A 14,980-nucleotide genomic window follows, 5' to 3' on the forward strand; every position below is an offset into this window, starting at 1 on the left:
AAGGGTCAAAACGGACCCTTTTGATGCGCACAATGTCCCCTCCGGTTGGCTTGCCGGCCCTCAATGAGACCGATCTGGTCGGCCAGGTCGCACGTCGGCTGACCGAAGCCATTGTCCAGGGGCGGCTGCCGCCGGGGTCAAAGGTCGTCGAAGCGGGAGTGGCACGCGAGCTGGGTGTGAGCCGGGCGCCGGTGCGCGAGGCCGCGCGATTGCTGGAGCAGCAGGGGCTGCTCGTCGCCCATCCGCGCCGCGGCTTCTTCGTTCGTCAGTTTGCCGCCGACGATATCGACGAGATCTACGATCTGCGTCTCTGCGTCGAACGGCACGCCGCAGTGCTTGCCGCGCGCAATTTGACGCCGGAGACCCGCGACATGCTCCGCCGGCAGATCGAGGTGCTGCACGAGATGGCCGATCTCGACGATCCGGCGCGGCAGGTCGAGGAAGACTACCGGTTTCACCGCCTGATCTGCGAGATCGCCGGCAACAAGCGCATGCTGCGGCTGTTCGATGATCTCGCCTCCGAGCTGCGCATGGTGATCGGCCTGATCGGTCGGCTCTACGACGATCCGCACGAGATCGCGCGCACCCACGAGCCGGTGCTCGCCGCGATCGAGGCCGGTCATCCCGAGCGCATTGTCGCCCATATCGATCACCACCTCGGCCATGCCTGGCGCGAAGTCGGCCGGCTGGTGCGCGAGATTCCGCCGTGGCCCGCCGCGGCGAAGTGACTGCGCACCTCGCGCAATCGGATTCAGCGAACAGGAGTAGCTTGTGAAGGCCGTCTATACCGAACTGCACCGCAGCCACGATCCGCAATTCTTCCTCGTGCGCGGTGTGGTCACGCGCACCACGGAGCAGCCCGAACGCGCCGATCGTTTGCTGGCAGGATTGAGGGCAGGCGAGCACACGCTGGTCGCGCCGACCGCATTCGGACAGGGGCCGCGCGCCCGCGTGCACAGTCCCGAATATCTGAGCTTCCTTGCCGAAGCTTGGGACGCCTGGTCCGCGCTCGGTGATTCCGGGCCGGAGATGATCGCGAACATGCATCCGGTTCGTAACGCCGGTACCTATCCGACGCACATCGTCGGCAAGCTCGGCTGGCACACCATCGACACCTCATGCCCGATCGGGCCGGGCACGTGGGCCGCCGCATGCTCGGCAACCGACGTTGCGACGACCGCCGCGCAGATGGTGATGGAGGGCGAGGATGCGGTTTACGCGCTGTGCCGTCCGCCCGGCCATCATGCCTATCGCGATCTCGCCAGCGGCTTCTGCTTTCTCAACAACAGCGCGATCGCGGCCGCGCATCTCCGCCTCAAGCACGAGCGCGTCGCGATCCTCGATGTCGACGTGCATCACGGCAACGGCACGCAGGGCATCTTCTACGAACGGTCCGACGTGCTGACCGTTTCGATCCATGCCGATCCGACCTTCTTCAACCCGTTCGTCTGGGGCTACGCGCATGAGCGCGGCGCGGGATCGGGGCTTGGCACCAATCTGAACATTCCCCTCGCGATCGGCACCGGGGATGACGGCTATATCCAGGCGCTTGCCACTGCGGAAAAGATGATCCGCGCCTTCGAGCCGGGTGCGCTGGTTGTCGCGCTCGGCCTTGATGCGTCCGAGCACGACCCTCTCGCGGGTCTTGCCGTCACCACCGGCGGATTTGGACGCATCGGCAGCGCCATTGCACGGCTTGGACTTCCGACCGTGTTGGTGCAGGAGGGCGGATATCTGTCCGACATACTTGGGAAGAACCTGACGTCGGTTCTCGGCGGATTCGAAGCCGTTCGCTAGCTGAATCCGTCGCGCGCTGTCCGGGGTAGACTACTGCGGGCTTAGTTCCGGTCGTTCGCGGCAAGGTTCACAAATTGACGTCTCATCCGGTTGACCTTGGCAAGGTACGCCGCGACGAGGTGATCGCCGCAGTGTTCGCCGGCGGCCGGTTGGAAGCCGCGGCGCACGAAGGCCGGTCCGGGACCGGTGCCGCAGAGATGGATGAGAGCAGCGAGGTCTTGCTTCTGTTGCGGATTTGCCGTGCTCTTCGGCGCGGCCGCGAGAACTCTGGCAACGCCGCGATCCAGGGATACCGCAGTGAGTTCCGTGGCATGGCTCGGTAGCGTGCGAACATACAGGCTGTTGAACCAGCAGTCCGTCGCAACGACCGCGTGCTGGCGGATGCAATAGCTGTTCGCCTCCGCGAACGTAGCGTCAATCATCTGATAAAGGCCGACGGCACTCGAGGCGGGCTTGTAGATCGCGAGAGGATTCCAGCTCGGCCGCCAGCGCCAATAGGTGCGCGCCACCGGATTGCCCGAGCTCTCGGTCTGCGCCAGCGCCGCGAGCAGCTCAGGCGTGACGGTGTCGGTGGAGTAGGTGCGGAAATGTGCTCCGTACTGCCGCCAGGTCTCTGGCGGCTCCTTGTCGAGCGCGGTGCCAACAAGGAAGAACAGCTCGGTCGGTTTGCGGACAACCTGAAAAACAAGGTTAGCCAGCGGAAGGAGTGCGACGATCGTTGCGCCGACGATCGCAACCCGTATCGCGATCGGCATCGCACCCAGCTTCGCCCAAATCCAGCGCGCGCCGTGCCAGCCGCGAGCGAGCCGAATGGTCTTGGTCCAGTGTTGCCCAACGCGCCTCTTGCGAGCGGCGGGCCTGGTGGCGGGCAACGTGGACACGGAGATCGTTAGCCTGTGAGAAATCTGATGCGGCAGGAGCCGCGACGGTTGAGTGCGATGAACCCTGTCTCGAATTCGCGCCGGTGCGGCTCCTCTGCCGCGAGCCGAATGTGAAACGCGGAGCACATTAGAGCCGAAAGATTTCCAGTGTCCTGACGAACCGGCCAGGCGAGCGAGTTCCAACACGTGCCGGCGTTGTGCATCGGTCTTTGCCGGCGCCTTCGCTCCATTGAACGTTCAGTAAAGCGTTTTGCTAAACATCGGAAATAGTCCGGCTTCCGGTGCTCCCTCGATCCAGCCGGTGCGAAAACGTCCACGCGTACCAGACCGATGATCGCGGTCGACCAGCATACAAGCTGTTTTTGCTGCATCGCGGTACTGCGTCGACGGGCGCGCAATTCCCTTTGGGCTCGCGCGAAACCCGCTTGACGGCCGTCGAAATTTAGTAATACGTTTAGTTACTAAGAAAAACTAAACATCGCGCATCGAGCTGATGTGTGGGAGGAGCCTGCCCGTCCGAACAAAGGTTTCGGATGGATCTGTCTCGTTCTTCACCCATCGCTCCTCAACTCGGCTTCAGGTTCTTTGCGTCGCTCCGGCAGGGGGCGCGCAGCGTGGGTTAGATGCATCAACGAGAGAGGAAACGGACATGCGAAGCTTCAAATGGCTAGGTAGCTCTGCGGCGACGGCGGTCCTCGGGGCAGCGCTGCTCGGGGTATTCGGTGGAGGCGAGGCTGCAGCGCAGGGCAAGCAGCTTACGCTGTGCTGGGCGGCATGGGATCCCGCCAACGCGCTGGTCGAACTGGGCAAGGACTTCACCAAGCAATCCGGCATCGAGATGAAATACGAGTTCGTCCCCTGGACGAGCTATGCGGATCGCTTCCTCAACGAGCTGAACTCCCATGGCAAGCTCTGCGACCTGATCATCGGCGACAGCCAGTGGATCGGCGGCGCCGCCGAGAACAAGTGGTACGTCAAGCTCAACGATTTCTTCGCCAAAGAGAAGATCTCGATGGACGACTTCGTCCCGGCGACCGTTGTCGGCTACTCGCAATGGCCGAAGAATTCGCCGAACTACTGGGCGCTGCCGGCAATGGCCGACGCGGTGGGCTGGACCTATCGCAAGGACTGGTTCTCGCGTCCCGAGATTCAATCGGCGTTCAAGGCCAAGTACGGCCGCGATCTGGCGCCGCCGAAGACCTATGACGAGCTGAAGCAGATTGCCGAGTTCTTCCAGGGCCGCGAGATCGACGGCAAGAAGGTCTATGGCGCCTACATCTTCACCGAGCGCGGCTCGGAAGGCATCACGATGGGCGTGACCAACGTGCTCTACAATTACGGCTTCGGCTACGACAATCCGAAGAAGCCGTACCAGATGCAGGGCATCGTCAATTCAGCTGACGCCGCCAAGGGGCTCGAATTCTACAAGGAGCTCTACAAGTGCTGCACCGCGCCGGGCATGACCAACGCCTACATGCAGGAAGGGCTTGATGCCTTCAAGTCCGGCCAGGTGGCGATGCAGATGAACTGGTTCGCCTTCTTCCCCGGCCTCTACAAGGATCCGAATGTCGGCGGCGACAAGATCGGCTTCTTCGTCAATCCGGCCGGTCCGAAGGGACACTTCACCCAGCTCGGCGGGCAGGGCATCTCGGTGGTAGCGACCTCCGACCGCAAGGACGACGCGCTCGCCTACATCAAGTGGTTTGCGCAGCGCGCCGTGCAGCAGAAATGGTGGCAGATCGGCGGCTACTCGGCGCTGAAGGCGGTGGTCGACGCGCCGGACTTCCCGAAGAGCGCGGCGTTCGCGCCGCAATTCCTGGAGTCGATGGGCATCGTCAAGGACTTCTGGGCCGAGCCGTCCTACGCGCAACTGCTGCTCGACATGCAGAAGCGGGTGCATGACTACGTCGTCGCCGACAAGGGCACGTCGCAGCAGGCGCTCGATCTCCTGGTCAAGGACTGGACCAAGGTGTTCAAGGAGCAGGGCAAGGAAGTCGCCTCGCAATAGGTCCGCGACCACGCGACTTCACCGAACTGGCTTCCCCGGGGCGCCGCCTCGGGGACGCCGATCCAGCCAGCCGATGGGACAGATGACCACGATCCTGCAACCCGATCATGCTATGATCCCGGGCGTGAACGAGCCCGCCAAATCCCGCGCCGCGCGGCGTGTCCGTGGCCTGTCGGACCGCACCATTGCGTGGCTGTTCGTTGCGCCGACGATCGCGCTGCTGCTTGCGATCAACATTTTCCCGCTGATCTGGATGATCCGGCTATCCTTCACCAGCCTCAACCTCAGCATGTCCTATCTGCCGCTGCGGTTCGTCGGCCTCGACAATTTCAGCGATATCCTCACCGACGAGGACGTCTGGACCCGGCTGCAGACCACGGCGCAGTTCGTGATCTCGTCGGTGGCGCTGCAGGTGGTGGTCGGATTTGGCCTTGCGCTCCTGATCAACCGCCAATTCCGCGGCCACAGCTTCTGGACCACGATCATCCTGCTGCCGATGATGCTGTCGCCGGCGGTGGTCGGCAACTTCTGGACGCTGCTGCTGCAGCCGCAGATCGGCCCGTTCAACTATCTGATCAGCCTGTTCACCGGCGTGCCGCCGAGCTCGTTCAGCATGACCGGGCAGGTATCGCTCGCACCGTGGACCATCGTGCTGGTCGATACCTGGATGTGGGCGCCTTACGTGATGCTGATTTGCCTCGCCGGGCTGCGCTCGATTCCCGATTACATCTATGAGGCCGCCGAAGTCGATCGTGCCTCGCCCTGGCGGCAGTTCTGGTCGATCACGCTGCCGATGACGGTGCCGTTCCTGATGCTTGCGGTGCTGTTCCGCGCGATCGAGAACTTCAAGATGTTCGACATGGTCAATCTGCTGACCTCGGGAGGACCAGGATCGACCACCGAACTGGTGTCGATCACGCTGAAGCGCGCGGCGTTCGAGAAGTGGCGCACCGGCTATTCCTCCGCGCTCGCCATCATCCTGTTCGTGACCGTGTTCGGTGCCGCCAACATCTACGTCAAAGCGCTCAACAAGGTGAAGCAACGATGACCGCTGCTGTTGCCAAATCTGGCCTGGCCAAATCCACCGCGCACTCGATCGTCGAGGCCTCGCCGCGCACCAAGGCGTTCGCCGGCACCCTCGTCATCCTCTATGCGCTGATCACGATCCTGCCGCTGCTCTGGATCGTCGCCACCGCCTTCAAGTCGCAAAGCGATGCCATCGCCTATCCGCCCAAGGTGATCTTTGAGCCGACACTCGAAGGCTATGTCAACCTGTTCACCGTGCGCACCCGCCAGACACCTGATTTCATCGCCAAGTTGCCGGCGCCGGAGACCTGGTATGACAAGCTCGTGCGCAAGCATGATATGGTGATTGCCGGACCGTCCAAGGTCGTGCCGCGCTTCGTCAACTCGCTGATCATCGGCTTCGGTTCGACCTTCCTCGCCGTCTTCCTCGGCACGCTCGCGGCCTACGCGTTCTCCCGCTTCCGCATTCCGCTGGCCGACGATCTCTTGTTCTTCATCCTGTCGACGCGGATGATGCCGCCGGTCGCAGTCGCGATCCCGATCTATTTGATGTACCGGCAGCTCAATCTGACCGACACCAGGCTCGGCATGATCCTGCTCTACACCGCCGTGAACGTCTCGCTCGCGGTCTGGCTGCTCAAGGGCTTCATTGACGAGATCCCGCGGGAGTACGAGGAGGCGGCTTTGGTCGACGGCTATACGCGGCTGCAGGCACTGCGCAAGGTCGTGCTGCCGCAGGCCGTCACCGGAATTGCGGCGACCGCGATCTTCTGCCTGATCTTCTCCTGGAACGAGTACGCGTTCGCGGTTCTGCTGACCAGCGGCGAGGCGCAGACCATGCCGCCCTTCATCCCCTTCATCATCGGTGAGGGCGGTCAGGATTGGCCGGCGGTTGCCGCCGCGACCACGCTGTTCGTCGTCCCGATTGTCATGTTCACCGTGTTGTTGCGCAAGCATCTGCTGCGCGGCATCACCTTCGGAGCGGTGCGCAAATGAGCGGTTCTGCGGTTGCCCGGGGAGGCAAAGGGGCACTCCATCGCTTTTTCCAGCGGAGCCGCTGGGAGGCCGTTGCGATGACCCTGATCGGGGGCGGCATCTTCATGCTGGTGCAGCCCTGGTCGATCGATCTGTACAGCTATTCTTTCGTGACGATTCTTGCCGGCACGGTCGGCTACGTCATCGTCAGCCATTTTCCGGAATAGGGCCATGGCACAGATCCGCATCGAGAACCTGCGCAAATCGTTCGATCAGTTCACCGCGGTGGAAGGCTCGACCTTCACCATCGACGACGGCAGCTTCTTCGCGCTGCTCGGCCCCTCCGGCTGCGGCAAGACCACCACGTTGCGCATGATCGCCGGCCTCGAGCTGCCGACCGAGGGCAAGATCCTGCTCGACGGCGAGGACGTCACCTTCCACCGCGCCGCCGCCCGCGACATCGCCTTCGTGTTCCAGCTGTTTGCGCTCTATCCGCACATGAATGTCGGGCAGAACATCGGCTTCCCGCTGAAGTGCCAGGGCATGGCGAGGCACGAGATTCGCGAACGGGTGCAGGAGACCGCGCGGATGCTGCGGATCGAGCATCTGCTGTCGAGCAAGACATCGAAGCTCTCGGGCGGCGACCGCCAGCGCGTCGCGCTCGGGCGTGCCATGGTGCGGCGCCCGAAGGCGTTCCTGATGGACGAGCCGCTGGGTGCGCTCGACGCCGAGTTCCGTCATCTGATGTGCGGTGAGCTGCGCGACCTGCACGATCGCATCAAGGCGACCACGGTTTATGTCACCCACGACCAGCTCGAGGCGATGTCGATGGCCGACCAGATCGCGATCATGAACAAGGGGCGCGTCGAGCAGATCGGCACGCCGCAGGAGGTCTATGACCGGCCCGCCAGCATGTTTGTCGCGGACTTCATCGGCTCGCCGCCGATGAATTTCCTGCGCTTCGAGGGCGGCCTGCGATCCGGTGACCGGGCGATCGATTTCCACGACACCAGGCTCGCGGTGCCCGAGATCCGAGAAGACCGCGCGAGCGCACCGCTGGCGCTCGGGGTTCGTCCGGAGCATATCCGTTTCGCCGACGCTGGATCGGTTCGCGGCGAGGTCTTCGGCGCGGAATATCTCGGCACCACGCAGATCGTCACCGTCGACACGGCGTATGGGCGTGTCGCCGCGCGGCTGCCGTCCAGCGCCTCGGTGCGGATCGGCGAGACCATCGGCCTCGAATTCAACTCCGAGCGGCTGGCGCTGTTCGATATCGGCAGCGGCCTTGCGATCAGGACCGCCAGCGAGGAGGGCGTGCGCCATGGCTGACGTCAGCTTGCGCAATATCAGCAAGCGCTTCGGCGCGGTGGAGGCGGTGCGCGACCTCTCGCTGACGGTGGGCGACGGCGAATTCCTCGTCCTGCTCGGGCCGAGCGGCGCCGGCAAGACCACGACGCTGCGGCTGATCACGGGGCTGGAGAGTCCCGACGCCGGCTCGGTCATGATCGACGGGCGCGACGTGACGCATGATCCGCCGGGTGCGCGGGACATCGCGTTCGTGTTCCAGCAATATTCGTTGTATCCGCATTTGTCGGTCTATGACAATTTGGCGTTCCCGTTGCGCTCTCCTGCGCGGCGCGTGCCGGAGCCGTTGATCCGCAAGCGCGTCGAGCAGACCGCGGAGCTCTTGCATATCGCCAGCAAGCTGAACAACCGTGCCACCCGCCTGTCCGGCGGCGAGATGCAGCGGGTCGCGATCGGCCGCGCGCTGGTGCGCGATCCCTCGATCTATCTGATGGACGAGCCGCTGTCGTCGCTGGATGCAAAGCTTCGCGCCGAGCTGCGGCTCGAGCTGAAGCGGATCCAGCTCGAACTCGGCGCCACCATCCTGTACGTGACCCACGACCAGGTCGAAGCCATGACGATGGCATCAAGGATCGGCGTGATCAGGGACGGCCAATTGCTTCAGCTCGGCACGCCGAGGGAGATCTACGAAAATCCCTCCTCGAGCTACGTCGCTTCGCGGCTCGGGACGCCGCAGATCAATTTCCTGCCGGCGCGGCTGCTGTCCGATGTGGCGATGCCGCCGGAAACCGAGACGGTGGGCATCCGCACCGAGCACCTGCAGATCGCCACGCGCAATGGCGGGCAGATGATCGGGCGGGTGCATCGGGTCGAACACCTCGGCGAGCAGAATCACGTTCACCTGGACTATAAGGGCGAAACGCTGGTGACGCTGGCGGATCCGCATCAGCCGCTGCGGGCCGGCCAGGAGGTCGAATTGCAACTGGTGCGTCCGCTGTGTTTCGACCGTGCCGGGCAGCGCGTCGGCGCGATGGTTCAATAGAGGCGTAAGAGGTTCAGATCAATGTCGGTGCAACCCGAGACGTTCAAGTCGCTGCTTAAGGCCGCCGCCGAGCAAGTCATCGCCAGCGCGCCGGAGCTCACGAGCCTGGACCAGGCGATCGGCGACGGCGACCACGGGACCAACATGAAGCGCGGCTTCGAAGCCGTGCTCGGCAAGCTCGATGCCATCTCGGCGCAGCCGCTCGACGAGGCGTTCAAGACGATCGGCAAGACCCTGGTCATGACGGTTGGCGGCGCCTCCGGCCCGCTCTATGGCAGCTTCTTTCTCGCCGCGGGCGAGGCGTTGTCGCACGACAAGCACCTGCCTGATGATCTCGCCGACGTGTTCGGCAGCGGCGTGAACGCTGTAAGCGCGCGCGGCCGCTCGCAGGCCGGCGAGAAGACGATGCTGGATGTGCTGGTTCCGGTGCTGGAGACGCTGAAAACGGGCGTCGGCCAGCCCGATCTGATCGCGCGGGTACGCAGCACCGCGGCTGAAGCGGTCGAGCGCACCGCGCCGATGCTGGCCACCAAGGGGCGGGCGTCGTTCCTCGGCGCGCGCAGCGTCGGCCATGTCGATCCAGGGGCGCGGTCGAGCTGTGTTCTTGTGCACGCGGTGTGCTCCGGCCTGGAGGCACGGCAATGACCGACACCGTGGGGATCGTGATCGTCTCGCACTCGCGGGACATCGCCAAGGGAACTGCCGACATGGTGCGGCAGATGGTCGGCAGCGAGGTCAAGGTCGCCTTCTGCGGCGGCAATCCCGATGGCGGTCTCGGCACCAGCGTGCCGCTGATCATCGACGCCATCAACGACGCCTGGTCGTCGAAAGGCGTTGCCGTGCTTGTCGACCTCGGCGGCGCCGAGACCAACAGCGAAATGGCGGTCGAGATGTTGGAGCCGGCGCGGCGCGATCTCGTTGTCGTCTGCAACGCGCCGATCGTCGAGGGCGCCGTGATGGCGGCGACGGAAGCCGCGGGCGGAAGCTCGCTGGCCCAGGTCAAGGCCGTGGCCGAGGAACTCTCTGCCGACTGAGGCGTCGGCGAAGTGATGATGGATGATGAGCATGCTTGATAAAGCGGACGAACAGATCTTCACCGGCAATGTGCGGCTGGTGCATGCGGTCGGCATGCACGCGCGCCCCGCGGTCAAGCTGACCAAGCTCGCCAAGAAGTTCCAGGCCCAGATCTCCGTGCGGGTCGCGGACGCGCCGGAATGGATCAATGCCAAGAGCGTGGCCAAGATCATGGCGATGCGCGCGGCACACGGCAGCACGATCGAGATCAAGGCCTCCGGCAGCGATGCCGAGGCTGCGGTCGCCGCGCTGGTCGATCTGATCGCAAGCGATTTCCCGGATGGAGCACCGTAGCATGCAGGGCGGCGCTGCAGGGCTGGCCTACCGCGGCAGGACCGCCTCGATCGGCTTTGCCCACGGCCCGTTGATCCGTGTCGACGCGGGCGCGGCCGGCGAGCGAGTGGCCGGCACGCTGGTCGAGGAGGCGCTGGCGCTGCGCAATGCGATCGACGTCGCGAGCGGGCAGATCGCCGATCTTGCCGCCAGCGCCGGCGGCGAAGCCGCGCAGATCCTCGAATTCCAGGTCGCGCTGCTGGAGGATGAGGATTTGATCGAGGCGATCTTCGGCTCGATCGGCGAGGGACGTCCCGCCGATATCGCATGGCGCTCGACGCTCGACGCCCACATCGCCGACTACAATTCCGCACCGGACGACTATCTGAAGGCGCGTTCCTCTGATCTCGCGGATTTGCGCGACCGGGTGATCCACATTCTGCGTGGCGACCAGGACCAGCCGCTGAAGATCCCGAGCGGGGGCGTGGTCTGTGCCGACGATCTGCCGCCATCGCGATTCCTTGAGATTGACTGGTCCGGCGGCGGCGGCCTGGCGCTGTTGCGCGGCAGCCCGACCAGCCATGTCGCGATGCTGGCGCGGGCGCGCGGCATCCCGATGGTGGTGCAGCTCGGCGCCATTCCGGATACCGGCACCACGGCGCTGCTCGACGGCGAAGGCGCGACGCTGGAGCTCGATCCCAGCGTCGAGCAGGTCCGTACCTTCGAGAAGCGGCGCGACAGCCATCGCAAGAGCAGGGCATCCGCGCGCGCGATCCTGCGGCGGCCGACGGCCTCGTGGCGCGGCGAGCACATCAAGCTCCTCATCAACATCCAGCGCGTCGAGGATCTCGAGCATGCCGACGCGCAATATGCCGACGGCATCGGCCTGATGCGCACCGAGTTCCTGCTCGCCGGGCGGAGCGATCTGCCGGACGAGGAGACCCAATTCCAGGCCTATGACGAGGTGGTGCGTTGGGCCGGCCAGCGGCCCGTCACCATCCGTACCTTCGATGCAGGCGGCGACAAGCCGGTGCCGGGCTTCACGCTGGACGGCGAAGCCAATCCGTTCCTCGGGGTGCGCGGCCTGCGGCTGTGCCTTGCCCGGCCCGAGATCTTTGCGGTTCAGCTTCGCGCGCTGGCGCGGGCCGCGGTGCGCGCCAATCTCAAGGTCATGTTCCCGATGGTCACGTCGGCGGACGAGCTCGAGGCGGGGCGGAAGCTGTTCGCCGATGTCGTGCAGCGCTTGCAGGCGGCCGGCATTGCCGCAACGCTTCCCGAGCTCGGAATCATGGTCGAGGTTCCGGCGGCGGCCCTCGCGATTGCGAGCTTCAAGGCGTCCTTCTTCTCGATCGGCTCGAACGATCTCGCGCAATATGTCCTGGCCTGCGATCGTTCCAACGGAGCTCTCGCCCCCCTGATGGACCCGCTGCATCCCGCAGTGCTCGAACTGATCGCGCGGACCGCGGAGCATGGGCGGCGCGCCGCGATCAGCGTCAGCCTGTGCGGCGACATGGCGGGCGATCCGCGCTGTCTGCCCGCCCTTTTGAATTGCGGTCTGCGCGAACTCTCCGTCAACGCATCGGCGCTGGCGCAGATCAAGCAGACCATCGACCGGCTGAGCGGTGGAGGTACCCTTGGCTGATACGGCGGCCGATGATGCGCCCGAAGCCGGTGCGGTTGCGGTCTACAAGCGCATCTTCAAGGAGGTGCTGGAGAGCCGTCCCTCCGGCATGCGGCTCCGGCTGGCCCATGCCATGGGGAAGAACCGCAGCTTCGTCAGCCAGATCAGCAATCCAGCCTATCCGGTGCCGATACCGGTGCAGCATCTCAACACGATCTTCGATGTCTGCCATTTTCCGCCGCAGGCGAAGACGGCCTTCCTTCGCGCCTATGCGCGCGCACATCCGCGTCGCGTCGGCCGGTTGAGCGAAGGTTCGCACGAGCGGGCGCTGACGCTGCATATGCCGGATCTCGGCAGCGCCAAGCGCAACGCCGAGCTCGACGCACTGCTGCAGGAGTTCACGCGGCGGCTGATTGCCATCATGCGGGAAAAATAGGCGAGAAACGCCGAACGGACGAAGCGGGGAGGAAACAATGAAGAAGTTCATCAATGCGGTCGACAACGTTCTCGCCGAAAGCCTCGACGGCTTTGCGAGCGCGCATGCCGACCTCGTCATGCTCGGCGCCGAGCGGAAATTCGTGCGGCGCCGCGAGCTGAACCCGAAGAAAGTCGCGCTGGTGTCGGGGGGCGGCAGCGGACATGAGCCGCTGCATGCGGGCTTTGTCGGCTACGGCATGCTCGACGCCGCCTGTCCCGGGCAGGTGTTCACCTCGCCGACACCGGACCAGATCGTCGAGGCGGCCCAGGCGGTCGCGGGCGACGCCGGTGTCCTCTTCATCGTCAAGAACTATGCCGGCGACCGCATGAACTTCGAAATGGCGGCCGAAATCGCCGAGGGCCGCATCGCGACCATCGTGACCGACGACGACGTCGCGGTCGAGAAGTCGACCTACAGCATCGGGCGCCGCGGTGTTGCCGGCACACTGATCGTCGAGAAGATCGTTGGTGCTGCCGCCGAGAGGGGTGCCGATCTGGCAGCCTGTGTCGCGCTCGGCGAGCGCGTCAACGCGCAGACGCGCTCGATGGGCGTTGCGCTGACGAGCTGCACCGTCCCGGCTGCGGGCACGCCGACCTTTGCACTGGGCGAAGACGAGATGGAGATGGGGGTCGGCATTCACGGCGAGCCCGGACGTCGCCGCGTCAAGCTGGCAGCGGCTGATACGATTGCCGCCGAGATGACGACGGCCATTGCGGAGGATCTCGGCGCGCGTGCCGGGGCCGAGGCGCTGCTGCTCGTCAACGGTTTCGGCGGCACGCCCACGATCGAGCTCTATTTGATGTACAACGCGGCCCGCCGGATGCTCGAAAGTCGTGGCCTGCGCATCGCCCGTTCGCTGGTTGGCAGTTACGTCACCTCGCTGGACATGGCGGGTTGCTCGCTCACCGTGAGCCTGCTCGATGCCGAAACGGCCGTGCTCTGGGACGCCCCCGTGCGCACGGCTGCGTTGAGATGGTAACCGCCGTCACCTTGGCGCGGCACGCGATCATTCGTGGGTAGCGCATCATCCGGATTGGAGTGATTTTCCGCCGTTCCGATTACGGTGTTGCGTTCGCCTTGACCGGCGGATCCTGCACGCCATAGCTGCCAAATGCAGCGGCGGTTTCGCTGATGTCGGCCTCGCTCAGCAATACCGGTCCACCGATCGCCAGGGAGAGATAATACTGCCGGGCGATGGTCTCGAGTTCGACCGCCAGCCACATCGCCTTGTCCAGTGATGTCCCCGTGGCGATCATTCCGTGATTGGCCAGCAGGCAGGCGGTGCGATTCTCAAGCGCGTTCAGCGCATGCTCGGACAGTTCCTTGGTGCCGAACCTGGCATAGTCGGCAACACGCACGTTCATGCCGCCAAAGGCCGCCATCATGTAGTGGCATGCCGGGATCTCCTTGCGCGCGATCGCCAGCACGGTGGAATAGGTCGCATGGGTATGGACGATGCCTCCGACGTCGGGTCGTGCTTTCATGATGTCGAGATGGAAGCGCCATTCGGTGGAGGGCTTGAGCGGGCCCCGCCATGATCCGTATTCGCCTTCGATCGGCATTGCCGCGATCGTATCGGGCGTGAGCAGGTCGTAAGGCGTTGCCGACGGTGAAATCAACATGGTGTTACCGTGGCGGGCGGAGATATTTCCGGACGTGCCCTGGTTCAGCCCCGTGGCATTCATCCAGCGGCATTTCGCGATGATCGCCTCACGCAACTGAAGTTCGCTGTCGGTCATGGTCGGCTCCTGAAGGTCGGCGCGGAGAGCGCTCAGTATTTTTGTCGAGTCGGCGTGATGCAGATTTCCTGCACCAACGCCTTTTGCGGAAGGTTGTAGGCGTCGAGGATCAGATCGCCGACGTGCTCGGCCCCGATGCCGCCGCCGATCGCCGCCTTGTTTGCGTCATAGCTGGCACGTGTCACCGGATCCTTCACGCCATCCAGGACCTCGGTCTCGATGATTCCCGGTGAAATGACGATCACGCGAACATCGTAGGCGGACAGATATTCGCGAAGGCTCTCGGAGACGCCGTGGACGAAATATTTGGTCCCGCAATAGACCGTGTGATCGGGATAGACCTTGCGTCCGGCGATCGAACTCATCATGACGAGCGTACCGTGGCGACGCTCCATCATGCCCGTCATGACGGCATGTACGCTGTTCATGACACCGTTGACGTTGATGGCGATCATTTCGTCCCAATCGGCGGGGTCCTGCCTGCCGATGTCACCTAGCCTTGCGATGCCGGCGTTGGCGAACATCATATCCACGGGGCCGAATCTTGCTTCGGCGTCTCGCACCGCCGCGGCCAGCATCGCGCGATCGCGCACGTCCACCTTGCGGCAGACCGAATTGGGCAGACCCATGGCTTCCAGCCGTTCGATCCGGCGGGCCATCAGCAGCACGGGGTGGCCGGCCGCGGAGAAGGCGCGGGCGGTCGCTTCTCCGATGCCGGAGCTCGCCCCGGTCACGGCGACAAGCGGCTTTGCGGTCATGTC

At 64.5% G+C, this 14,980-nt stretch carries 17 protein-coding genes; 14 read left to right on the forward strand and 3 right to left on the reverse strand.

Going from position 1 to position 14,980, the window contains the following annotated elements:
- The first annotated feature begins 32 nt into the window (after positions 1-32).
- Positions 33-728, forward strand: coding sequence for a GntR family transcriptional regulator (locus V5279_RS17260; RefSeq protein WP_338699309.1), 696 nt, complete (start codon positions 33-35; stop codon positions 726-728).
- A gap of 43 nt (positions 729-771) precedes the next feature.
- Positions 772-1,797 (forward strand): histone deacetylase family protein, encoded by a 1,026-nt coding sequence (locus tag V5279_RS17265; protein WP_338699311.1) that lies wholly within the window; start codon positions 772-774, stop codon positions 1,795-1,797.
- 41 nt (positions 1,798-1,838) lie between these two features.
- Here V5279_RS17265 and V5279_RS17270 read toward each other — a convergent pair whose 3' ends face one another.
- The gene (locus V5279_RS17270; RefSeq protein WP_338699313.1) at positions 1,839-2,552 is read right to left on the reverse strand and encodes a transglycosylase SLT domain-containing protein; all 714 of its coding nucleotides are present in this window, start codon (positions 2,550-2,552) and stop codon (positions 1,839-1,841) included.
- Positions 2,553-3,327: 775 nt separating this feature from the next.
- Here V5279_RS17270 and V5279_RS17275 point away from each other — a divergent pair.
- The 12 genes from V5279_RS17275 (at position 3,328) to dhaK (ending at position 13,459) form a co-directional block, all read left to right on the forward strand.
- Positions 3,328-4,686 carry an ABC transporter substrate-binding protein gene (locus tag V5279_RS17275; protein WP_338699315.1) on the forward strand — a complete coding sequence of 453 codons (1,359 nt, stop codon included), beginning with the start codon at positions 3,328-3,330 and terminating at the stop codon, positions 4,684-4,686.
- 112 nt (positions 4,687-4,798) lie between these two features.
- Positions 4,799-5,734, forward strand: a complete 936-nt coding sequence (locus V5279_RS17280; RefSeq protein ID WP_338701241.1) for a sugar ABC transporter permease — start codon at positions 4,799-4,801, stop codon at positions 5,732-5,734.
- Positions 5,731-6,708 carry a carbohydrate ABC transporter permease gene (locus V5279_RS17285; protein WP_338699316.1) on the forward strand — a complete coding sequence of 326 codons (978 nt, stop codon included), beginning with the start codon at positions 5,731-5,733 and terminating at the stop codon, positions 6,706-6,708. Before V5279_RS17280 ends, V5279_RS17285 begins: the two co-directional genes overlap by 4 nt.
- A gap of 77 nt (positions 6,709-6,785) precedes the next feature.
- Positions 6,786-6,914 carry a hypothetical protein gene (locus V5279_RS17290; RefSeq protein ID WP_338699318.1) on the forward strand — a complete coding sequence of 43 codons (129 nt, stop codon included), beginning with the start codon at positions 6,786-6,788 and terminating at the stop codon, positions 6,912-6,914.
- A 4-nt stretch (positions 6,915-6,918) separates the two neighbouring features.
- Positions 6,919-8,016 carry an ABC transporter ATP-binding protein gene (locus V5279_RS17295; RefSeq protein ID WP_338699320.1) on the forward strand — a complete coding sequence of 366 codons (1,098 nt, stop codon included), beginning with the start codon at positions 6,919-6,921 and terminating at the stop codon, positions 8,014-8,016.
- The gene (locus V5279_RS17300) at positions 8,009-9,034 is read left to right on the forward strand and encodes an ABC transporter ATP-binding protein (RefSeq protein ID WP_338699322.1); all 1,026 of its coding nucleotides are present in this window, start codon (positions 8,009-8,011) and stop codon (positions 9,032-9,034) included. Before V5279_RS17295 ends, V5279_RS17300 begins: the two co-directional genes overlap by 8 nt.
- 21 nt (positions 9,035-9,055) lie before the next feature.
- Positions 9,056-9,679, forward strand: a complete 624-nt coding sequence (gene dhaL, locus V5279_RS17305) for a dihydroxyacetone kinase subunit DhaL (RefSeq protein WP_338699324.1) — start codon at positions 9,056-9,058, stop codon at positions 9,677-9,679.
- Positions 9,676-10,068: a dihydroxyacetone kinase phosphoryl donor subunit DhaM gene (gene dhaM / locus V5279_RS17310; protein ID WP_338699326.1), complete on the forward strand. Its 393-nt coding sequence runs from the start codon at positions 9,676-9,678 to the stop codon at positions 10,066-10,068. The genes dhaL and dhaM overlap by 4 nt, the downstream gene beginning before the upstream one ends.
- A 31-nt stretch (positions 10,069-10,099) precedes the next feature.
- On the forward strand, positions 10,100-10,402 hold the full coding sequence (locus V5279_RS17315; RefSeq protein ID WP_338699328.1) for an HPr family phosphocarrier protein: 303 nt from the start codon (positions 10,100-10,102) through the stop codon (positions 10,400-10,402).
- 1 nt (position 10,403) lies between these two features.
- Positions 10,404-12,023 (forward strand): phosphoenolpyruvate--protein phosphotransferase, encoded by a 1,620-nt coding sequence (ptsP, locus tag V5279_RS17320; RefSeq protein WP_338701244.1) that lies wholly within the window; start codon positions 10,404-10,406, stop codon positions 12,021-12,023.
- Complete coding sequence (locus tag V5279_RS17325; RefSeq protein WP_338699330.1) at positions 12,016-12,438, forward strand: hypothetical protein; 423 nt, start codon at positions 12,016-12,018, stop codon at positions 12,436-12,438. Before ptsP ends, V5279_RS17325 begins: the two co-directional genes overlap by 8 nt.
- 37 nt (positions 12,439-12,475) lie before the next feature.
- A complete protein-coding gene (gene dhaK / locus V5279_RS17330; RefSeq protein WP_338699332.1) occupies positions 12,476-13,459 on the forward strand; it encodes a dihydroxyacetone kinase subunit DhaK in 984 nt (327 codons plus the stop codon).
- A 79-nt stretch (positions 13,460-13,538) separates the two neighbouring features.
- Here dhaK and V5279_RS17335 read toward each other — a convergent pair whose 3' ends face one another.
- Together V5279_RS17335 and V5279_RS17340 are read right to left on the reverse strand one after the other, a co-directional pair.
- Positions 13,539-14,219 carry a class II aldolase/adducin family protein gene (locus V5279_RS17335; RefSeq protein ID WP_338699334.1) on the reverse strand — a complete coding sequence of 227 codons (681 nt, stop codon included), beginning with the start codon at positions 14,217-14,219 and terminating at the stop codon, positions 13,539-13,541.
- 32 nt (positions 14,220-14,251) lie between these two features.
- Positions 14,252-14,977, reverse strand: coding sequence for an SDR family oxidoreductase (locus V5279_RS17340; protein ID WP_338699336.1), 726 nt, complete (start codon positions 14,975-14,977; stop codon positions 14,252-14,254).
- Positions 14,978-14,980 lie beyond the last annotated feature (3 nt).

The organism is Bradyrhizobium sp. 26S5 (assembly GCF_036923295.1).
GTDB lineage: Bacteria > Pseudomonadota > Alphaproteobacteria > Rhizobiales > Xanthobacteraceae > Bradyrhizobium > Bradyrhizobium septentrionale.